Below are 21,599 nucleotides of genomic sequence, written 5' to 3' on the forward strand. Positions count from 1 at the left end.
CCCGGATTAATACCCATGTGCAGACGGATACTGAATTGCTTGCATCCCCCATGGGGGGATAAGATTCGTGTCATTCATGAATCGCGAAGACTCAAATGATGAGTGAGCTCGAACACAACCATCCCCACACCCACCACACCCCACACACCCACCAGAGTCACGAAGCGATCATCAAGCGACTCAAGCGGGCGGACGGCCACTTACGCGGCATCATCACCATGATCGAAGAGGGGCGTCAGTGCGTGGACATCGCCCAGCAGCTGCACGCTGTTGAAAAAGCGGTGTGTCAGGCCAAGCGCACGCTCATTCAGGATCACATCGATCACTGCCTGGAAGACACCGTCTCGGCGTTGAACAATGGTGAGCGCGCACCACTGGAAGCCTTCAAGCAGATCACCAAGTACCTCTAGGCCTGCCATGCCCGCGCTACAGGCGCTACGGTTTCTGGTCTGAAGACTGACCAACCAGCCTTGGCAAATCTTGAGAACTTACGGTCGTCTATCTGGCCATCGGCGATGCTGATCATCGATCACGTACGGGTGTTCGTGATCCACACCATCCTGCCCGTCGAGGTGAATGTGATCGACCGGCAGGTTCTCATGGGTGTGTTTGATCGACTCTTGGTCATGCACAGGACGCCAGATCACGATACTGACCACCAGTGCGCCACCTGCCACGACAGCGAGCCCGACAAACGACGCCGTGAGGCTGATGTTGGCACCCAGCCATCCCGCCAGTGGGTAGGTAATCAACCAGCAGGCATGGGACAGTGCAAATTGAGCGGCAAACAGTGCCGGGCGATCTTCGGCATGTGCCGAGCGACGCAACAGCCGACCACTCGGGGTCTGGGCCAGGGAATAGCCCACGCCGAGTACCATCCACAGAGGTAACAGGAAGTTGTAGGTGCTCAGGTTGACGCCAATTGCCAAGCCTGCGACCAGGATTGCTCCGCCAAACAGCATGGCTGTTCGGTCTTTGATGTTGTTCAACAGCCGAGGCAGGACCAAAGCCGCGATCATCGAGCCGCCTCCAAACGCGGCCAGCGCCAATGCCGTAGAACTTTGCGGCAGAGCGAAGCGGGACTGTACCAGCACCACTGTGTTGACGATAACCATGGCACTGGCGGCCGCAACCGTCAGATTAAGAGCCAGCAGCCCTCGCAGCCGGGGCGTTGCCAGGAATATGCGCATGCCACGGGTGGTTCGTTCGTAGATGCTGCGTCGTGGTGTTTTCTTCGCTTTTGGCAATAGCACTGTGCCGACCAGGGCCGCAGAGGCAAGGAAACCAATGACAGTGCCTGCGAACAGGTTGTGGAAGCTGATCATCGTCAGCAATGCGGCGGCGAGAATTGGGCTGGCGACACTTTCAAGATCGTAGGCCAGACGCGATAGCGACAAGGCGCGGGTGTAGTCGTATTCATCCGGCAGGATGTCAGGGATGGTCGCCTGGAACGTCGGGGTGAACGCAGCTGAGGCCGATTGCAGAACGAAAATCAGCACGTAGATTTGCCAGACCTCCGTCACGAACGGCAGAGCCAACGCGACCAAGGCTCGTACTAAATCCAGCGAGACCAACATTGTTCGCCGGGGTAGACGTTCTGCAAAAGCCGCTGCAATCGGCGCAACGCCGATGTAGGCCGTCATTTTGATCGCCAACGCTGTACCAAGGACAGCGCCCGCTTGGGCGCCTGCAAGATCGAATGCCAGCAGGCCTAGCGCGACAGTGGCAAGACCAGTCCCTACCAGTGCAATCACCTGGGCCAGGAAGAGGTGACGGTAGGTTCGGTTGGCCAGGATTGTCAGCATGAGAAATCTCACAGGAAGAGGCGAACGCCTGTCTGGTTGTCGGGCTTTACTCGAAAAAGACAGCGAAGAGTTTGTTGTTTATAGATGCTTCATATCCCCCCCAGGGGGATATGAGGCCATCCTAAACCAGAGGCAGGGACAGCTCAAGAAATGGGCGCTCAGCCTTTCATCGAATGTCGGGGAGAGATTAAGGAAATTGGAGGAGCGAGCTTGCTCGCGATGGTCGTTAACGATAACGCGTATTTACTGGCTAAACGCGGCGCTCTTGAGTCCATCGCGAGCGAGCTCGCTCCTACATTGATGCAAGCTGGCTTTCTCACATTTGTGGAGGCCAGTTATGCGTTTCACCTTGGCACTCCTTGCACCATGCATAGAGTGCGTCGTACAGGATCAGTCCATGGGAAAGCATTTCATGATCATCGGAATATCGCTGCGACAGTCCCAGTGAGATGGCGTACAACCCAGCCGATTGCGCAGTCAGATCCAGGCGGGAGGTATCGGCTCCACGGACGATCTTGGCCAACTGCTGCAAAGCGGGCTCACTGAGCTGGTACTTTTTCAGAAAAGCGTCGAAGCTGCACAGCTCGCCCTCATGAGTCAGTTCTGCGCCGGGAATGTCGTAGGGCACAGCGTCTCTCTCCGTCGCCAAACGTAGTACGTCACCACTGGGCACGTATAAGAACTCGGGCTGCGGATCGATAAAGCGCGCGATCAGCCAGGGACAGGCGATGCGGTCAATCTTGGGTCGTTCACGTGTAATCCACCTCATGGAACACCTCCTGCCTGGCTCGGTAGGCTGGGTGATCTGGCGAGCCCAGTGCTCGCCAAAGACTGTTAATCCACTCGTGCGGTCTAGCGCAGCAGATGTACTGCCAAACCGACGAGCGCGCAGGCCATCAGCACCTGGATGACGCCCCGCTTGAAGCGGAACAGGGCAATCGCCGCTGCAATGGCGATCAGTGCAGAGGGCCCGTCGAGGTTGCCGCTGAAGCCTTTCGGCCAAAGTACGTGATAGCCGAAGAAACACGCCAGATTAAGGATCACACCGACGACGGCCGCCGTAATGGCGGTGAGCGGTGCGGTGAATTTGAGTTCGTTGTGAGTCGACTCTACCAGCGGGCCACCCGCAAGGATGAACAGGAACGAGGGCAGGAAGGTGAACCAGGTCACCAGGGCTGCGGCCACAGCTCCCGCCAGAAATACTTGATCGGCACCGAATACTTGCGAGACATAGGCGCCGACAAAGCCGACGAAAGCCACCACCATGATCAGTGGCCCCGGTGTGGTTTCGCCTAGAGCCAGGCCGTCGATCATCTGCGTCGGCGTCAGCCAGCCATAGTGACCGACTGCGCCTTGGTAGACATACGGAAGGACAGCGTAGGCCCCACCAAAGGTCAGCAACGCGGCCTTGGTAAAGAACCAGCTCATTTGGGTCAAAGTGCCTTCCCAGCCAAAGAGGGCGGTCAAAATCCCCATTGGCAACGCCCACAGTGCGGCACCGATCAGTGCGAGCGGCACCAGTTTCAACCAACTGAATCGCGCATGCTCAGGGGAGGGCGTGTCGTCATCGATCAACGCCGGACCATAAGACTTTTTGGCGGCGCTATGGCCGCCAGCCCTGAACTTCTCGGGTGCCAGGCGTCCACCGACATAGCCGATTGAAGCTGCACCCAACACGATCAGCGGGAATGGGACATTGAACGCGAAGATGGCGGTAAATGACGCCGCCGCTATCGCCCACAGCCAATTATTCTTCAACGCCCGAGAGCCGATTCGATGGGCCGCCTGCACCACGATAGCGGTCACGGCAGGCTTGATCCCATAGAAGAGCCCGGCCACCACAGGCACTTCGCCGAACGCGATATACACCCACGACAGAGCGATCAGGATGAACAGTGAGGGCAGCACAAACAGTGCCCCCGCAATCACTCCACCCCAGGTTCGATGCATTAGCCAGCCGATGTAAGTCGCCAATTGTTGAGCTTCTGGCCCAGGCAGCAACATGCAGTAATTGAGGGCATGCAGAAAACGTCGTTCGGAGATCCAGCGCCGACGCTCCACCAGTTCCTGATGCATGATCGAGATCTGTCCGGCTGGCCCGCCGAAGCTGATGAAACCCAGCTTCAACCAGAACCAGAAAGCCTCGCGCAAACTGATCGGCTTTGGCCTCGACAGATCCTCTTCAACCGCTGGTGCGAAAACCTTATTCATTGGGTTGTTCCTCTTTTACAAACCCGGCGAGCAGGCCGTCGAAGATGGCGCTCGCGGCAACCAGCAGCTGGTCGTCGTGGAGAATGGTTTCGCGTAGCCCTGCCAGCACGCGCTCGATGCCGGCAGCCTCCACCGGTTGAATGCCTCCGACATCGAGGTAATGCACCAAAGCCGCAATGCGGTTCAGGCCTGGCTCCTGAAGTTCAAAGCTGGCTTGCAGGGTTTCGAAGGTCACGCGGTTGCCGACATGGCTGAAGGTCGCATCATCGAAATCAAAACCCAGGGCGTCGGCTGGGCAGTCCTGGGGGTGCTCGAGCCAGAGGATCCGAGCGTGGGGGTCAATGAAGCGGCGAATCAGCCAGGCGCACGCCAGCCGGTCGACCCAGGGACGCTTGCGTGTTGCCCAGATACGGCCCTGATAATCGCCAGGATTGAGTGCCGTTATCGGGTGGTTGCTGCTGTGTGGCTCATCCGGCGACAGGGCTCTACTGACCGCCGTCTCTAGCTCCTGCAACGCCGAATCGATCTGTTGCTTCGGCTTGCCTGGGAAGTAATCGATGCTTGCCAGTTGATCGTAGGCTTTGCGCAGCTTACGAATTTGTTTGGTCGTCGCCAGCGCATTTTCAGCATTCAGCTGTCCACGGCATTCTTCGATCTGCGCACGAAGCTTGCCGTAATCGTCGCTACGGTCGAACCACTCGACAAAGCGCTCACCATCAGGATCGACGACGGGCAGGACGAACGCGGTGCCATTGATGGCAAGGATGTCACGCTCTACAGATGCCAGCACTTCACGACACAAACCGGTGTCAGGCAACAGGTAGGCGCCATCGCGCAAGACCGCAGCACCTGAAGCTTTCAAGGCACGCCAAGCGCGCATGCGTTCGGTGGCATTCGCGGTGGGCAGGCCTAGAATCAAAGTCAGCCATTTTTTCATGTAGAGATCGCAATTATTTTGTAATTGAAATTACATTATCTCTGTTTTACATGTTTGGAAAGCTGTCCTTGAGAACAGAGGATTTTTGGCAAGCATGGATGACGACGCTAGGATAGGCGCGCTGGAGAACAGTGATACCTTCCGGGATGACGACTACACCCGCAGTGAAGTGTTCTCGTTCACGGCCGGTGTCGATTACCGCATCAACGACGATTTCAACCAGACCGAACTCAACCAGCGCACCGTGCTCGCCGGGATGAACCATAACCTGCTGTATGGTGCGGAGCTGGGGCGCCAGGTGCCCCACGGACGCTGGAGCTGAGCACCAACTATCGCTTCTGAGCACAGACCTGAGGAACAGGCCCCAAAGCAGCCCTTCGCGAAAGGCTGCTTATCGCTGTGGAATCAGCACACTGGATTTTGTGTCAGCGGGATTTCGGTTAAACAAGCAAAAGCAGCACCTTGGGTGCTGCTTTTGAGGCTTGAGGCCGCACATTTCTGTCGGCCTGGGGACGTGCTATACGGATCAGCTGTTGCTGCGGTCGGTCGCCTTGGCTTTGCTTTGAGCTACAGCGGCTTCAGCCTTCTGTTTCTGGGCAACCTGGTAGGTTTCCATCGAGACCTTCCGGGCCGACTCCATGCGTGCGAAGGTCCGATCCCCGCCACCTGTGGCCATCGCCAGAGAAGAGGCGGTCAGCGTGGCGACTACGAAGAGAACTTTCATGGATTTCATTTGGGTATCCTCAAGTGAGACTTTTAACAGTTAAAGCGAGATTCATTGGTTAGCGCTGAACGTCCTTGTTCAACCTGGCTTCACCAGCCAGCCAGGGCGGCGTTTCCTGGTGTCCGGGTGCCTTGCTCCAGGCGCGCTTCGGTGTCTTTGTTTTTGGCCCAGGTGGTGAGCAGTACCATCATCCCGAACCCACCGACGATGAGCACCGGATAGGCAGCCAGCAACTCCACCAGCGAGTACTTCCAGGCCAGCGGACGACCAACGCCCAGCATGGCGGCATAGAACCACGACACGCCAGAGAACGCCCCCGAGAACAGCGCCAGCATGCGCAGGCTGAAGGAAAGTTTCAGTAACGAACCGGCTTTTTTCAGCGCCGGCAATACAGCGCCATGCAACAGGAAACCATTAAAGGTCAACAGCACAACGATGCCGATTTTGGCTTGCAATTTTGGATTGAGGAAATACTCCATCCCCTTGCCGGAATAATCGATCCCGACAATGGCAATGCCCGTAATCCAGAGCCAGACAAGTGCAAGCGATACGGTTTTTTGAAGACTGTCCATGTGCGCGTCATCATGGTGACCTGATGCATCTCCCTTCAGGAGTTGCTTGACCATTGCAATGTCACTGGTCAACACCAGCCCGATTGCCACGCAGCAGGCGATAAGATGAAAATATACAACGCCCAGACGCACATATTCCACGGTGGACGAAGAAAACATACTAAGTTCCATGGTGACCTCTTTGTTGTAATAGTGAATCAACTTGGCTCCCGGCACGGCATAATTGGAGTTTGCCGTTGCTGATGGCAGTCAAGATTCAGCTATTACGATTAGTTAATCTAGCGGCATTACGCGGCCAAGATAATAGTGATTTTCACGAATGAACTTTTAATCATTCGATTATTTTAATATTCAGGTAACAACAAACATCATCCGCACTGGGTGCCTATGAGTTTTAACATCCGCTTCTGAGGCGCAGGCGAGGCCCGGAACTCTATCGGCGAGCGGATCAGGCAATGCTGGTGGGGTCGGCGGGGCTTCCACCCCATTCGAGGAAACGAAGCTTGTGAATCTCGCCCTCACTGTCTTCGTAGACCAGGGTCACCGGCACCATGCCGGTCTTGTCGGAGGTATCGGTGCGCTGCAGTACCCGTTTCACATCGATTTCCATTCCGTAGTGGTATTCGACGGCGGAGACATGCGCGCCGGGGTCTTGCAGGCTGTTCTGGTCGAAGACACTGGGTGCGAGACTGGATATCACGGCACTGACAATTGTGGCGATGCTCATAAGGCTGACCTCTTCTGTAGTTCGCTTGACAAGGACCTAATGTGACACGTGATGAGAGTGAAGTTCACAGTACCGCGACGAACGTGCCTGCCTGAAAAGCCTGTAGTGGCTGCAAACTCCCGGCAATTCCCCGCGCTTGACGCCTCTCGACCGTTCGTCCTTAAACCCCCCGTATTTGTTGGGCAAAGCCCGATTTTGCAGGAGGTTATGACATGTCATGACGGATTTTTCGCGCGGTGGTTGTGACAGTACCTAGACCGAAAACGCCAGCTATCGAGCCAGGGGGAAGTGTCGGGTATTGGCCGTTTTCTGCCTTTCACCACCGGTTGAATCCAGGTCGCCTCAGGGCCAGCAGCCCCAAGCGAAAGCGGTCGGTATCTCCATAAGTGGGGCATTACACCCACCCAACCGGGCGTTTACCACCCAGTTTTTGAGGAATTTCCCCCCCTCACTCTTTCTCTCGCTTGAAGCACTCGGAAACAGCCTGCTAATTAATTTGAATTTTATCTTCGCCCTATTGAAATGGCTCATAAGTTGCAGCCCCCTGGATACCCGCAACAGCTGTCGTCCCGGACATCTTGGAGGCGGCTGGGCTTGCCGGATCGGGTATGGCGCGAGGGGTGAAAAATGAAACGTGCGACACCACCATGCAGCTGCATCGGCTCTTATAAGGAGTTCTTATGAGTTCCATGATCAAGATTGGCATCGTTGATGATCACCCGCTGTTAAGGGATGGGGTCACAATGGCGCTGAGGAAAATAGCTGACTTCCAGGTGGTCGGGCAGGGCGGGTCCGCCGATGATGCCCTGGAAATTACCGCTCGTTTTGCTCCGGATGTTTTGCTGATGGATGTCAATATGCCGGGCGATAGCTTTGCTGCCGTGCGAGCGATCTCCGCTTCTTCGCCGTCAGTCAGAATTTTGATGCTGACGGTATCCGAGTCCATCGAGGACGCCTATTCCGCCCTCGAAGCAGGCGCGCAGGGGTATGCGTTGAAAGGCATAAGCGGTCGCGAACTTGTACAAGCCATCAGACAGGTCGCCGGTGGTGAAACCTTCATTACACCCAAGCTTGCCAGCAAGCTCTTGGGCAGTTTCAGAAAGCACGCGGGTGATAAGCAAAAGATCGAACTGACCCATCGCGAAGAACAAGTTATCCGGGAGGTATCGAAGGGCCTGACCAACCGTGAGGTGGCTATCAAGCTTGAGCTCTGCGAGAAGACCATCAAGCACTACATGACGAATGTCATGTACAAGCTACGGGTTCGTAACCGGACGCAGGCAGTCGCAGCCGTGAGACGACATTGGGAGAGTGACCATATACCTGGTTTATGTAGTGCTCTTCAACGCCGCGACTTGAATGACAACGGCTAGACAAGCTACGAGCCATAAGCGTTTCCGGTGACTTGGGCGCGATGATCGTTTTGGCACGGGCTATCAGATTCTGAACTGCGCCCTGGCTTTGGTTCCGGCATGGGGCGCCGATTCAATGATGAATATTCCGCCGAGGGATTCGACGCGATAGCGCATGCCGACAAGGCCCAGATGAGTCCTGCCTCGACCTGGCACGCTCGGTTTCTCGGTTGAAATACCCACTCCTGCATCCTCGACTTGCACTTGCAGTAGCCCTTCGGAGTGAGAGGCGCTGAGTTTTTGGCCTTTTCCTCCGGCGTGAAGATAGGCATTGTTCAATGCTTCCTGGGCGAAGCGGTAAATACAAATTTTATGCGCTGTCGGTACATCGTCCGCAAGCGTATCAAGCTCCAGTTCGACTCGTGTCTCGGTTCGCTCTTCGTGCCGCTGGGCAAGCAATACCAGCGCATCGTGCAGGCTCAGATCATTGATTTCCGGAAGTGCCAGGTCGAGTGAAATTTCCCGCACTTCGTTTAAAGCATCCTCGCCGGCACGTCTGATCATGTCGAGGACTTCCCCATCCGAGACGCCTTGCGAATCTTCGAGTTCTTCAAGGCGAAGGAGAATAAGTGACAACAGCTGAGCAGGACCATCATGAAGATCTGCCCCGATCCGACGAAGGGTAAGTTCATTGATCTTTGAGAATTCGCGATTGGCTGTAGTGACTTTAAACTGAAGGGCGGCATTATTTGAGTGCAACCTGGCTTGCTCCTGCATTCGCCATTCAAGTGCCGTTTCTTGCCGCTTTATGATCTTGTCGTCACGCCGAACGATAAAAAATAACAACAAAAGCATGGCCATCGTTGCTGTACCAACAATCGCCCATACTTTCTCGCGAACGTTATTGATTTCGCGCTGTAGCGCTTGCGCGGTTTCGTAGAACTCACCCACCGCAACAATTTTTCCAGTACCCGTTTCGCGCAGTGGAGCAAAAATTTCATAGAAGGGAATATTCAGGCTTCGCTCAAACGCATCGTCAGTATCATCCTCAAGATCATTGTCCAGTTCTGTATAGATCTTGCCTGTCAGCGCCTGTGAGATCTCCTCTGTCGGAAATTTTTTCTGGACCGCGGATTTGTCGGTGCTATAGGCAATCGTGCCGTCTGGAAGCCAGATCTTCACCGAGACGACATGTGTACTCAGCGAGGTGCTGGACAGCAACTGATCAATGGTCTGAATCGTTTCATCGGGGAGTTCTTTGGCTGTGGTCAATCCCTGGACGTAAGGTTCGAGAAAGTTCTGCATATAACGCGCGCCCGTCTCTGCCGCCGTTTGAACCGTTGCCTCTTCGATACTCTGGCTTACGAGGTTTCCAACGAGCGTCATGGTCAAACCCAGAATGATTGTGGCGCAGATGACGAACTGGGTTGAGCGGCTTAAATGGCGCAATTTCGTACCGGTGATCTGCCTCCCGGGCACTGCGTCACTGGACGTTTGGCCAGCGTTTGATTCGACCAAGGTCTGATCCGATTCTTTGACCAAGGTCTCAGAATTTGGCTGGGCTTTCGTCTCTGTACACATCCGGGTACCACCTCAATACTCATTTTCAATGGAGTGTAAAGCTAGCGTTTAAGGTTGAGGGCGGGAGGGGCGATGAATAGTTTAAAAAGATTCTCGATCAATCCGGGTAATCGCTATTTCCGGCAAAAACAGCCGGGGGGTATTACCAATAGCAATGATTTCCTGACTCCGCCACCTGGCGTGTGGAACCCGTCTCCAATACAGACTAGTCAATTCGTAGTCGATGCCAGTTTGCTCATGGATAAAAGGCTTGTTGACGAAGCCGCATGGACGCAGAACCGTGCCATCACCCCTCAGGAACTCCCGGACTATGGCGATCTTCGCGAGCCTGTTCCGGCCAATGACTCTGATCGCTGGATGTGTGGCATCTGTGACAAGCCCCCTATGCCTGAGAGAGCCATATGGACAGATGCATAGAGCCCCGATACGTGACGGGGCCATTAGTAAGTTACGCCATCTATCCAACCCGTGTTCATGGGCCGTCGCCTCCTTGAGGCGCAATACCCGCCTGTAGTTACGGTTGTCATGGGGAATTGATCCTCAGTTGAGCACTGCTGATCGCACGCGATTCAGTAAGGGCTTCGTATGGCCGTGAAATCAGGTCCCGCCGTTCAATTTCTGTTTTTTGTTTATGGGGTTCAACACTAAACCACGCGTTTGCAGCCGTGTTTTATGCGTGTGGTTTCCTGATCAGTCAAGCATCGAGGAAACAGCCATGGCCAGCTTCAACAAGTCCGATCTCGAGTTCATTCTTGAACAAATTTTCATCGCCGAACGGCATGCAGCAGGCGCGAGTCTGGTGGACATGCTGCCGAACGTAGAAGTACCCTTCGGCCTGCGCACCGTCTCCGGCTTCGGCAACAACCTGGCCAATCCCCAGTTCGGTGCCGCCGACAATTTCTTTCCGCGCTTGACGACGCCGGTGTTCAATACCGCGCAGGTCCAGCCGGTCGGCTTCTTTGGCCCCACTGATCCTGGCGGAACCACGCCGACCTCCTACCTGCAGACCAGCGGTGCCGTCTTCGACGCGCAGCCGCGAATCATCAGCAACCTGATCGTGGACCAGACCGCCAACAACCCGGCGGCGGTCGCGGCCGCAGCGGCCAATCCGGGTTCACAGGTGGTCACCAGCCCCGGTCTGGATGGCCTGTTCGGCACCGCCGACGACGTTTCTGTCTTCCAGATCCCTAATATCACGCCGGACGCGGGCCTGACCGCGCCCTTCAACGCCTGGATGACTTTCTTCGGCCAGTTCTTCGACCACGGCCTGGACCTGGTCACCAAAGGCGGCAGCGGCACGGTGTTCATTCCGCTGCAGCCCGACGATCCACTGTTCGTGCCTGGTAGCCCGACCAACTTCATGGTGTTGACGCGGGCCACCAATCTGCCCGGTGCCGACGGCATCCTCGGCACGGCCGACGACATCCACGAACAGCAGAACACCACCTCGCCGTTTGTCGACCAGAACCAGACCTACAGCTCACATCCCTCGCATCAGGTATTCCTGCGCGGCTATGAGCTCAACGCCGCTGGCGATCCGGTCGCCACCGGCAAGCTGATCACCAATCGTGACCTGGGTGTCGATGGTGTGTTCGGCACCGCCGACGACGTCGAAATCGGTGGCATGGCCACCTGGAAGGTGGTCAAGGCCCAGGCCCATGATCTGCTCGGGATCAACCTGACCGATGCGGATGTGTTCGATCTGCCGTTGCTGGCGACCGACGCCTATGGCAACTTCATCAAGGGGCCCAACGGCCTGCCGCAAGTCGTGATGAAGGGCGCGGATGGCATTGCCGGCACCGCCGATGACATACTCGTCGAAGGTAACCGGGCCGCACCCATCAGCCTGACGAACGCCGTGCGCACCGGTCACCAGTTCCTTATCGACATCGCCCACAGCGCCGATCCTACCGGCGGCCTGACGGCTGATGCGGACACCGTCATCGGCGGCCCGCAAGCGCCCGGCACCTACGACAACGAGTTGCTGGATGCGCACTACATCGCCGGCGATGGCCGCGTCAACGAGAACATCGGCCTGACCACCGTCCACTCCGTCTTCCACCACGAGCACAACCGGCTGGTCGATCAGACCAAGGCGACGGTGCTGGCCTCCGCCGACCTCGTCTTCCTGAACCAGTGGCTGATGCCCGACGCCCAACTGGCCGCGTTGCCGGTGACGGCGGCCGACATCGCGGCCCTGCACTGGAACGGCGAGCGGCTGTTCCAGGCGGCCAAGTTCGGCACCGAGATGCAGTACCAGCACCTGGTGTTCGAGGAGTTCGCGCGCACCGTCCAGCCGCAAGTGGACGTCTTCCTGGCGCCCATGGGCAACGACACCACGATCGACGCGTCGATCGTCGCCGAGTTCGCGCACACGGTCTTTCGCTTCGGCCACTCGATGCTGGTGGAGACGGTCGATCGTTTCGATGCCAACTTCAACGTCGTCGGCGACGGCAATCCGATTGATCCGGGCAATCAACAGACCGGCCTGATCGCGGCCTTCCTCAACCCTCTGGCATTCGCTGCGAGCGGCCCTACCCCTGAGCAGGCGACAGGCGCCATCGTGCGCGGCCTGACCCGCCAGGTCGGCAACGAGATCGACGAGTTCGTGACCGATGCGGTGCGCAACAACCTGGTCGGCCTGCCGCTGGACCTGGCCGCCCTCAACCTGGCGCGTGGCCGCGACGCCGGCATCCCGTCACTGAACGCGGCGCGGCGCGAGTTCTACCAAATGACCGGCGACAGCCAGTTGACCCCCTACACGAGCTGGGCCGACTTCGTGCAGCACATGAAGCACCCGGAATCGCTGATCAATTTCATCGCCGCCTACGGCACGCACTCGACCATCACTAGCGCTACGACGCTGGCGGGCAAGCGCGCCGCGGCTGCGGATCTGGTGCTCGGTAGCGCCACGGCGCCGGCCGATCGCCTGGACTTCCTGCACAGTACCGGCGCCTGGGCCAGCACCGCCGGTGCGGACGGTATTCTGAACACCGCAGACGACGTGACCACCACCGGCCTGGACGCCGTCGATTTCTGGATCGGCGGCCTGGCCGAAGAGAAGATGCCCTTTGGCGGCCTGCTGGGTTCGAGCTTCAACTTCGTCTTCGAAACCCAGATGGAAAACCTGCAGAATGGCGACCGTCTCTACTATCTGGCGCGCACCGCGGGACTCAACTTCGGCACTGAGCTTGAGAACAATTCGTTCGCCAATCTGGTGATGCTCAACAGCGATGCAACACACCTGTCGGCCAACATATTCCTGACACCGGCCTTCACCCTGGAGACCGACCCGACGCGCCAGTTCAACCAGAGTGTGGTGGCCGGCCCGGATGGCATACTGGTCGACAATCCATTGACACCAGTCAATGAGGCCGCCGACAACCTGCCCGCCAACGCCGACCCCTTTGGCCCGTCGATCCACCCGATCGGCTCACCACGGATTGACCATTTCACGCCGCTGGTGATCCGCGACAACCCCGCCACAGTGGGCCTGGATACCAACTACCTGCACTACACCGGCGGCGATACGGTCGTGCTGGGCGGCACGGTCGGCAACGATATCCTCATTGCCGGCGACTCGGACGACGACACCGTCTATGGCGACGCCGGCAACGACCGGCTCGACGGCGGCTACGGCAACGACAACGTCTTCGGCGGCACCGGTGACGACATCATCACCGACATCGGCGGCGACGACACCATCCACGGCGAAGACGGCAACGACGTCATCCAGGCCGGTAACTCGACCCTGGCCGGCAGCAATCTGGTCCTCGGCGGTGCGGGCAAAGACTTCGTCATCACGACCGAAGACATCTCGACGATCTTCGGCGGAACAGGCGACGACTTCATCCTCGGCGCCAAAGTCAACCTGTCACCGCAGGGCGGCGAGGGCGATGACTGGATCGAGGGGGGCACTCAGGACGGTGCGGTCGGCGACAACAATAGCCCAACATTAACCGACGATATACCTGGCAACGACATCTTCATCGGAAAAGGCGGATTCGATGAAATGATCGGCGAGGGCGGCGACGAAGTGTTCGTCGCCAGCGACGCTCAGGACAAGATGGACGGGATGTCCGGGTTCGACTGGACCACCTACAAGAACGACAAGTTCGGCGTGACCGTCGACATGGTCACTCCGTTCTTCAGTCCGTATCACCCGGTGGCCGATGCCGCGGGCAATATCGTGGGCGCGGTGGGGCAGTCGGCCGATGCGGTCTATGACCGGTTCGCGGAAGTGGAGGGCCTGTCGGGGTCGTCCTTCGCCGACTTCCTGCGCGGCGATGATCAAAACGCGGCCATCATCGCCAACTTCACGGCCAGGGGCAGCATCCTCACCAACTTCGATCTCGTCAGCGGCCTGCGGGCCTTCGTCGGTGCCGCTGCTGCTGGCCCCGACGGCATCGTGGGTACCGCAGACGATCAGTTCGGCGCGGGCAACATCATCCTCGGCGGCGATGGCAGCGACATCATCGAAGGCCGTGGCGGCAGCGATCTCATCGACGGCGACAGTTGGCTCAACGTGCGCATCAGCGTGCGGCAGAACATCGATGGCACCGGGCCGGAGATCGCCACCTTCGACGGCATGGAGCCCCTGATCCCGCTCATGCTGAACGGCACCTTCAATCCCGGCCAGCTTGTCGCCGTGCGCGAAATCCTGCCCGGTACATCCGTAGGCGGGGCTGCATTCGATACCGTCAACTTCATGGGCCCTCTGGCGAACTACACGATCGCCGTCAACGGCATCGTCGTCGATCCTGCCGTTCCCCTCGACATCGCCGCCACCGACATCGTCACCGTGACCGACAATGTCGGCAAGGAAGAAACCGACCGTCTCACCCACATCGAGCGGCTGCAGTTCTCCGATCAGGCAGTGGTCCTCGTGCAGGGGGTCAACGCCGAGCCTGTGGGCGCGCTGACAGTCGATATCACCGCACCGACCGTAGGCCAGACGCTGACCGTGTCGGCGGCAGGCATCAGCGATGGCGACAACGCGGGCGGGGGGATCAACAACTCCATCAGTTACATATGGCAGGTTGAATTGGCACCGGGTTCGGGCGTCTTCGAGGACATCATCCTCGGGCCAGGCCGCATCGGTATCGGATTTACAAGAGCGGACGCGCCCACTCTCACGGTGACGGCAGATCTTGCCGGCCTGGCAGTGCGGGTCAAAGGCATCTATGCCGACGATAATGGCGTGACCGAGCAGGTGTTCTCCGCGCCAACCACCGCCATAGTGGCCGGCGCGCCGGCCCCCGTAGTGGCGCCTTCGCTGATCGATCCGCAGACCACTGCCCCCAGCAACGGTGTGCGTTACACGCAATCGGACCTGGCGTTCATCCTTGACCAGATCAAGATCGCGGAACACCACGCGGCGGGCGAGAACCTGGTTACTCTGCTGCCGAACATACGGGTGCCATACGGATTGCGCACGGTCGAAGGGACGGACAACAACCTGCTCCATCCCGAGTTCGGTGCCGCCGATACGGTATTCCCGCGCCTGACCACGCCGGACTTCCGCACGGCCGAAGCCGGCACGAGCTACACCCAGACCAGCGGCCTGGTGACCGATTCGCAGCCGCGCACCATCAGCAACCTGATCGTCGACCAGACCGCCAGCAACCCGGCAGCGGTCGCGGCTACCTTCGATCCGGGTCTGGATGGCATCCTTGGCACGGCTGACGATGTCTTGAAAGTCGGCTCACAGGTGATTACCGGAACCCGCACCGACGGCACGACGTTCCAGACCTTCTTCAACTCGAACGTGAGCCCCGACGCGGGCCTGACCGCGCCCTTCAACCAATGGATGACTTTCTTCGGCCAGTTTTTCGACCATGGCCTGGACCTCGTCACCAAGGGCGGCTCGGGCACTGTGTTCATTCCGCTGCAGCCGGATGACCCGTTGTTCGTGCCCGGTAGCCCGACCAACTTCATGGTGCTGACGCGCGCCACCAATCAGCCCGGCCCCGACGGCATCCTGGGCACGGCCGACGACATCCACGAGAACACCAACACCACCTCGCCGTTTGTCGACCAGAACCAGACCTACAGCTCGCATCCTTCGCATCAGGTGTTCCTGCGTGCCTATGAGCTCAATGCAGCCGGCGACCCGGTGGCCACCGGCAAGTTGATCGAAAATCGTGATCTGGGCGCCGATGGCGTGTTCGGCACGGCCGACGACGTAGGGATCGGCGGCATGGCCACCTGGAAGGTGGTCAAGGCGCAAGCTCATGACCTGCTCGGGATCGACCTCACCGATGCCGATTTCAACAACGTGCCATTGCTGGCGACCGACGCCTACGGCAATTTCATCAAGGGTCCGAACGGTTTTCCTCAGGTGGTGATGGTGGGTCCGGACGGCATTGCCGGCACGGCCGACGATGTGCTGGTTGAAGGCAATCCGGCGGCGCCCATCAGCCTGGTCAATGCCGCGCGCACCGGCCATGCCTTCCTCAACGACATCGCGCACACCGCCGTTCCGATCGACGACGCGACCGGCGCAGCACTCCTGCCCGATGTGGACACTGTTGTTGGCGGTACGCCTGCGCCGGGCTTCTACGACAACGAACTGTTGGACGCGCACTACATTGCCGGCGACGGTCGGGTCAACGAGAACATCGGCCTGACCACCGTCCACTCCATCTTCCACCATGAGCACAACCGCCTGGTCGATCACACCATGGCGGTGGTCCTGGCGACAGCGGCAAGCGGCGACGTGTCGTTCCTGAACGAGTGGCTGCTGACGCCTGTCACTGCCGTTCCCGTCGACACCACGACCCTTGACTGGAACGGCGAGCGTCTGTTCCAGACGGCGAAGTTCGGCACCGAAATGCAGTACCAGCACCTGGTGTTCGAGGAGTTCGCGCGTACGATCCAGCCGATGGTCGATCCCTTCTTCGCCCCAGGCCAGGTGTACGACACCGCGATCGATCCGAGCATCGTTGCCGAGTTCGCACACACCGTCTATCGCTTCGGGCACTCGATGCTGCTGGAGCAGGTCGACCGACTGGATCCGAACTTCGCCTCAAGCGATATCGGGCTGATTCAGGCCTTCCTCAACCCGATCGCGTTCGCGGGCAGTGGTCCGACCCCGGAACAGGCGGCCGGTGCCATCGTGCGCGGCGTGACCCGTCAGGTGGGCAACGAGATTGACGAGTTCGTCACCGAAGCCCTGCGCAACAACCTGCTGGGCCTGCCGCTCGATCTGCCCGCCATCAACCTGGCGCGCGGCCGCGATACCGGCATTCCGTCCCTGAACGCGGCGCGGCGGGAGTTCTATCTGCCTACCGGCGACGCAGAGCTCAAGCCTTACACCAGTTGGGCCGACTTCGTGCAGCACATAAAGCATCCGGAATCGCTGATCAACTTCATCGCCGCCTACGGCACGCACGCGACCATCACCGGCGCCCTCACGCTGGCGGACAAGCGCGCCGCGGCTGCGGACCTGGTGTTAGGCAGCGCGACTGCACCGGCCGACCGTGTCGACTTCCTGAACAGCACGGGAGCCTGGGCCAGTACCGCCGGTGCGGACGGTATTCTGAACACCGCGGACGACGTGACCATCACCGGCCTGGACAGCGTCGACTTCTGGGTTGGCGGGCTGGCCGAGGAGAAAATGCCCTTTGGCGGCATGCTCGGCTCGACTTTCAACTTCGTCTTCGAGAACCAGATGGAGAAACTCCAGGACGGCGACCGCTTCTACTATCTGGAACGCACCGCCTCGATGGACTTTGGCGCCGAACTTGAGAACAACACGTTCGCCAGTCTGGTGATGGCCAATACCGACGCAACACACCTCTCGGCCAGGGTTTTCCTGACGCCGGCCTTTACCCTCGAGGTCGACCCGACCAAGCAGTTCAACCCGAGCGTGATTGCCGGGCCGGATGGCATACTGGTCGACAATCCATTGACACTAGTCAATGAGGCCGCCGACAACCTGCCGGGCAATGCCGATCCTTTTGGCCCGTCGAACCATCCGATCGGCTCACCACGTAGTGACTTCCTCACACCGCTGGTGATCCGCGACAACCCCGGCACAGTGGGCCCGGATACCAACTACCTGCACTACACCGGTGCCGATACGGTCGTGCTCGGCGGCACGCCCGGCAACGATATCCTCATTGCCGGCGACTCGGACGATGACACGGTCTACGGCGATGCCGGTAACGACCGGATCGATGGCGGCTACGGTAACGACCAACTCCTTGGCGGTACCGGTGACGACATCATTACCGACATCGGCGGCGACGACGTCATCCACGGCGAGGACGGCAACGACGTCATCCAGGCCGGCAACGGCCTGAACCTGATCCTCGGCCAGGCCGGCCAGGACTTCATCATCACCGGCGAGGACGCGGCCGACAGCAGTGGCGGCCTGGGCAACGACTTCATCCTCGGCAGCAAGGCGAACGAGTTTGCGCGCGGCGGCGAAGGCGACGACTGGATCCAGAACGGATCCGCCGATGGTGCTGCCGGCGACAACTTTGACGCATTCGGCGACGATAAGATCATTGGCAACGATGTCTTCTTGGGTGATGGCGGACCGGACAACTTCGACGGGGAAGGCGGTGATGACATCATGGTCGGCAGCCCCAGCGAGGCGGATGTTTACATCGGGTTCTCCGGTTACGACTGGGCGACCTACAAGGATGATCCAGTCGGCGTGACCATTGGCCTCAACTCCAGTCAGCGCTTCTTCGATCAGCCGGCGGTGCCCGGTTCCACCGCTTCGATCCTTGCCCGGTTGGACCTGGTGGAAGGGCTGTCGGGATCGGCACACGCCGATTTCCTCATCGGCGATGATTCCACCGCGGTCACGCTCGCTATCGCTGGCGCCACGGGTAGTGTGCTCACCAACCTTGACCTCATCAGTGGTCTGCGGGCGTTCGTTGGTGCCGCTGCTGCTGGCGCTGACGGCATCCTGGGTACCGCAGACGATAAGTTCGACGGGGGCAACATTATCCTGGGTGGTGCCGGCAGCGACGTCATCGAAGGCCGTGTCGGCGATGACCTCATCGACGGCGACAAGTGGCTCAACGTGCGCATCAGCGTGCGGCAGAACATCGATGGCACCGGGCCGGAAATCGCCACCTTCGACAGCATGACGCCCTTGGTCCCGCTCATGTTGAACGGCACCTATAACCCCGGCCAGCTCCAGATCGTCCGCGAGATCCTGACGGCGGCCGGTCCTGACTTCGATACGGCGCTGTACTCCGGCAATTTTGCGGATTATACCGTGGTCGAAAACGTCAATGGCACCGTTACGGTCACCGACAGTGTCGCTGGCAGGGACGGGATCGACACCCTCAGCAATATCGAGCGGTTGCAGTTCACCGATCAGGCGATCGTGCTGGGCGGTTTGAACTCCGCGCCAGTCGGTTCGCTGAGGATCGACGATCCTACGCCGGCTGTCGGACAGACGCTGACGGTATCGGCGGCAGACATTTCTGATGCCGACAATATTGCGACCGGCGGCGCGATCACCAGCCCCATCAGTTTCTTCTGGCAGTTCGAACCAAGCCCGGGCTCGGGCGTCTTCGAAGACATCACCTTCTTTGCCGCCGGAGAGACTGCGCGCGCGGAGGGCACGACCGTCACGGTGGGCACGGAATTCATGGTCGCACCACCGGCGACCCTCATTGGCGCCGTGCCGGCTATCCCGCAACTCGTCGTGCCAACCGGACTGGCTATTCGCGTCAGGGCGGTCTACAAGGACGCCAATGGCGTGCTGGAGGAGGTGTTCTCGGCGTCGACCGCACCGATCACGGCGGCCGGTACCGGCACCGTCAATGTCCTGCCGGTTGGAACGGTGCTGATCAGCGATACGACCCCGACGGAAGGCTCGACCTTGACCGCCACGGATGCGTTCACCGACGCCAACGGGACCACGACCTCGGTGATTACCCATCAGTGGCAGGTGGGGAGCGGTGCGATCTTTACCGACATCGTCGGCGCGACGGGCACGACCTTCACGCCCGGCCTGGCGCAGTTCGGTCAGCAACTGCGTGTCGTCGCGAGTTACGTCGATGACCTCGGCACACCTGAGCAAGTCACTTCTGCCGCAACGACAGTGGTCGGTGATCTGTTTGTCGGTACCGCCGGTGTCGACATATGGACCGGCACGGCAGGCGACGACACGGCCAGCGGAGGTGCTGGCGACGACATCCTGAGCGGCTTGGGCGGCAACGACATCCTCAATGGTGACGCGGGCAACGACATTCTCATCGGCGGTACGGGTGCCGATACCATGGCTGGAGGTGTTGGCGACGATATGTACGAAGTCACCGACCTTGGGGACGTGGTGACCGAGCTTGGCGGTGAGGGTACTGACACGGTCTGGACCTCGCTCGCGAGCTACACCCTGAGTGCCAACGTCGAAAATCTGTTTTTCGGCGGCAGCGGCAACTTTGCGGGCAGCGGCAACGCGCTCGACAACACGCTCGTGGGCGGTACGGGTAACGACGTCCTCATCGGTGGCGCAGGTGCCGACACGATGGTTGGCGGTGTCGGCAGTGATGTCTACGAAGTTACCGACCTCGGGGACGTGGTGAGCGAGCTCGCCGGTGCCGGTAGCGACACGGTGTGGACCTCGCTCGCGAGCTACACCCTGGGTGCCAACGTCGAGAATCTGTTTTTCGGCGGCAGCGGCAACTTTGCGGGCACTGGCAACGCGCTCGACAACACGATCGTGGGGGGGGCGGGTAGTGACGTCCTCGCCGGTGGCGCAGGTAACGACCTCCTCATCGGTGGCGCAGGTGTCGACACGATGGTCGGTGGCGTTGACAACGATACCTATGAAGTTACCGAACTCGGGGACGTGGTGACCGAGCTCGCCGGCTCTGGTAGCGACACGGTCTGGACCTCGCTTGCGAGCTACACGCTGGGTGCCAACGTCGAAAATCTGTTTTTCGGCGGCAGCGGCAACTTTGCGGGCGGCGGCAACGCGCTCGACAACACGATCGCGGGGGGGGCTGGTAACGACTTCCTCAGCAGTGGCGCAGGTAACGACGTTATCATCGGTCGCGCAGGTGCCGACACGATGGTCGGTGGCATCGGCAACGATACCTATGAAGTCACCGACCTTGGGGACGTGGTGAGCGAGCTCGCCGGTGCCGGCAACGACACGGTGTGGACCTCGCTCGCGAGCTACACCCTGGGTGCCGACGTCGAAAATCTGTTTTTCGGCGGCAGCGGCAACTTCGCGGGCACCGGCAACGCGCTCGGCAACGTGATCGTGGGTGGTGCGGGTAACGACGTGCTCAACGGCGGCGGCGGTAACGACACGATGGCCGGCGGTGTCGGCAGCGATATCTTCGCGTTTGGCCCGGCCTTCGGCAACGATGTGATCCTGGACTTCGGAGCCAATCCGGCCGCAGGACAGGACTTGCTCGATGTCACGGCGCTGGCGATCAGCAGCGCGACGTTCGCTGCCGACGTGAGCATAACGGCTGACGGGGCGGACACGGTGGTTGGGATCGGAGTGGACTCCATCCGCCTTGTGGGTGTCAGCAGCGCGGCCGTTGATCAGACGGACTTCATTCTGGCCGTCTGAGGTCCTGGTCAGTACTGTCGCAGGGAGCGTGGACCGCGGAGGGGAGGGCAATGGATGCCCTCCCTTTCTCTTTTCACTCAATTGTCCATTGGCTATCGGGGGGGCCAGCAGCGTTTACCTTCTGCCGCAAAGGTTC

Annotated in this window: 12 protein-coding genes and 1 pseudogene; 5 read left to right on the forward strand and 8 right to left on the reverse strand. The window is 59.5% G+C overall.

All coding sequences use genetic code 11. From position 1 onward, the window contains the following. Nucleotides 1–98 precede the first annotated feature (98 nt). Nucleotides 99–410 (forward strand): metal-sensing transcriptional repressor, encoded by a 312-nt coding sequence (locus KW849_RS29525; protein ID WP_218433291.1) that lies wholly within the window; start codon nucleotides 99–101, stop codon nucleotides 408–410. 78 nt (nucleotides 411–488) lie between these two features. Here KW849_RS29525 and KW849_RS29530 read toward each other — a convergent pair whose 3' ends face one another. The 4 genes from KW849_RS29530 to KW849_RS29545 form a co-directional block, all read right to left on the reverse strand. Further along, nucleotides 489–1,805, reverse strand: coding sequence for an MFS transporter (locus KW849_RS29530; protein WP_218433299.1), 1,317 nt, complete (start codon nucleotides 1,803–1,805; stop codon nucleotides 489–491). Nucleotides 1,806–2,121: 316 nt separating this feature from the next. Beyond that, nucleotides 2,122–2,574, reverse strand: coding sequence for a chromate resistance protein ChrB domain-containing protein (locus KW849_RS29535; protein ID WP_218433301.1), 453 nt, complete (start codon nucleotides 2,572–2,574; stop codon nucleotides 2,122–2,124). 83 nt (nucleotides 2,575–2,657) lie between these two features. Beyond that, nucleotides 2,658–4,016: a chromate efflux transporter gene (gene chrA, locus KW849_RS29540; protein ID WP_218433303.1), complete on the reverse strand. Its 1,359-nt coding sequence runs from the start codon at nucleotides 4,014–4,016 to the stop codon at nucleotides 2,658–2,660. After that, nucleotides 4,009–4,953 (reverse strand): chromate resistance protein ChrB domain-containing protein, encoded by a 945-nt coding sequence (locus KW849_RS29545; protein ID WP_218433305.1) that lies wholly within the window; start codon nucleotides 4,951–4,953, stop codon nucleotides 4,009–4,011. Before KW849_RS29545 ends, chrA begins: the two co-directional genes overlap by 8 nt. 94 nt (nucleotides 4,954–5,047) lie before the next feature. Between KW849_RS29545 and KW849_RS29550 the strand changes: the two are divergent. Continuing rightward, nucleotides 5,048–5,254: pseudogene (locus tag KW849_RS29550) on the forward strand (hypothetical protein); the annotation flags it as partial. Nucleotides 5,255–5,479: 225 nt separating this feature from the next. On the opposite strand, the gene KW849_RS29555 reads toward KW849_RS29550, so the two are convergent. The 3 genes from KW849_RS29555 to KW849_RS29565 all read right to left on the reverse strand — a co-directional run bounded on the left by KW849_RS29555 (nucleotide 5,480) and on the right by KW849_RS29565 (nucleotide 6,976). Next, nucleotides 5,480–5,686, reverse strand: a complete 207-nt coding sequence (locus KW849_RS29555) for a co-regulatory protein PtrA N-terminal domain-containing protein (RefSeq protein WP_218433307.1) — start codon at nucleotides 5,684–5,686, stop codon at nucleotides 5,480–5,482. A gap of 80 nt (nucleotides 5,687–5,766) precedes the next feature. Next, nucleotides 5,767–6,420 (reverse strand): hypothetical protein, encoded by a 654-nt coding sequence (locus KW849_RS29560; protein ID WP_218433309.1) that lies wholly within the window; start codon nucleotides 6,418–6,420, stop codon nucleotides 5,767–5,769. Between the two features lie 277 nt (nucleotides 6,421–6,697). Continuing rightward, nucleotides 6,698–6,976, reverse strand: coding sequence for a DUF2790 domain-containing protein (locus KW849_RS29565; protein WP_218433311.1), 279 nt, complete (start codon nucleotides 6,974–6,976; stop codon nucleotides 6,698–6,700). Nucleotides 6,977–7,656: 680 nt separating this feature from the next. On the opposite strand from KW849_RS29565, the gene KW849_RS29570 reads away from it, so the two are divergent. Then, on the forward strand, nucleotides 7,657–8,349 hold the full coding sequence (locus KW849_RS29570; protein WP_218433313.1) for a response regulator transcription factor: 693 nt from the start codon (nucleotides 7,657–7,659) through the stop codon (nucleotides 8,347–8,349). 63 nt (nucleotides 8,350–8,412) lie between these two features. Here the strand turns inward: KW849_RS29570 and KW849_RS29575 are convergent, their stop codons facing one another. Continuing rightward, on the reverse strand, nucleotides 8,413–9,909 hold the full coding sequence (locus KW849_RS29575) for a sensor histidine kinase (RefSeq protein ID WP_218433315.1): 1,497 nt from the start codon (nucleotides 9,907–9,909) through the stop codon (nucleotides 8,413–8,415). 72 nt (nucleotides 9,910–9,981) lie between these two features. On the opposite strand from KW849_RS29575, the gene KW849_RS29580 reads away from it, so the two are divergent. Next, nucleotides 9,982–10,326, forward strand: coding sequence for a hypothetical protein (locus KW849_RS29580; RefSeq protein ID WP_218433317.1), 345 nt, complete (start codon nucleotides 9,982–9,984; stop codon nucleotides 10,324–10,326). A 298-nt stretch (nucleotides 10,327–10,624) separates the two neighbouring features. Then, nucleotides 10,625–21,463, forward strand: a complete 10,839-nt coding sequence (locus tag KW849_RS29585) for a peroxidase family protein (RefSeq protein WP_218433319.1) — start codon at nucleotides 10,625–10,627, stop codon at nucleotides 21,461–21,463. Nucleotides 21,464–21,599 lie beyond the last annotated feature (136 nt).

This window comes from Pseudomonas sp. PDM26, assembly GCF_019219185.1.
Taxonomy (GTDB): Bacteria; Pseudomonadota; Gammaproteobacteria; order Pseudomonadales; family Pseudomonadaceae; genus Aquipseudomonas.

Excerpts from the sequence above, each read along its gene's own strand:
- KW849_RS29525 (WP_218433291.1), top strand. The coding sequence starts at position 99 with ATGAGTGAGCTCGAACACAACCATCCCCACACCCACCACACCCCACAC.
- KW849_RS29530 (WP_218433299.1), bottom strand. The coding sequence starts at position 1,805 with ATGCTGACAATCCTGGCCAACCGAACCTACCGTCACCTCTTCCTGGCC.
- KW849_RS29535 (WP_218433301.1), bottom strand. The coding sequence starts at position 2,574 with ATGAGGTGGATTACACGTGAACGACCCAAGATTGACCGCATCGCCTGT.
- chrA (WP_218433303.1), bottom strand. The coding sequence starts at position 4,016 with ATGAATAAGGTTTTCGCACCAGCGGTTGAAGAGGATCTGTCGAGGCCA.
- KW849_RS29545 (WP_218433305.1), bottom strand. The coding sequence starts at position 4,953 with ATGAAAAAATGGCTGACTTTGATTCTAGGCCTGCCCACCGCGAATGCC.
- KW849_RS29555 (WP_218433307.1), bottom strand. The coding sequence starts at position 5,686 with ATGAAATCCATGAAAGTTCTCTTCGTAGTCGCCACGCTGACCGCCTCT.
- KW849_RS29560 (WP_218433309.1), bottom strand. The coding sequence starts at position 6,420 with ATGGAACTTAGTATGTTTTCTTCGTCCACCGTGGAATATGTGCGTCTG.
- KW849_RS29565 (WP_218433311.1), bottom strand. The coding sequence starts at position 6,976 with ATGAGCATCGCCACAATTGTCAGTGCCGTGATATCCAGTCTCGCACCC.
- KW849_RS29570 (WP_218433313.1), top strand. The coding sequence starts at position 7,657 with ATGAGTTCCATGATCAAGATTGGCATCGTTGATGATCACCCGCTGTTA.
- KW849_RS29575 (WP_218433315.1), bottom strand. The coding sequence starts at position 9,909 with ATGTGTACAGAGACGAAAGCCCAGCCAAATTCTGAGACCTTGGTCAAA.
- KW849_RS29580 (WP_218433317.1), top strand. The coding sequence starts at position 9,982 with ATGAATAGTTTAAAAAGATTCTCGATCAATCCGGGTAATCGCTATTTC.
- KW849_RS29585 (WP_218433319.1), top strand. The coding sequence starts at position 10,625 with ATGGCCAGCTTCAACAAGTCCGATCTCGAGTTCATTCTTGAACAAATT.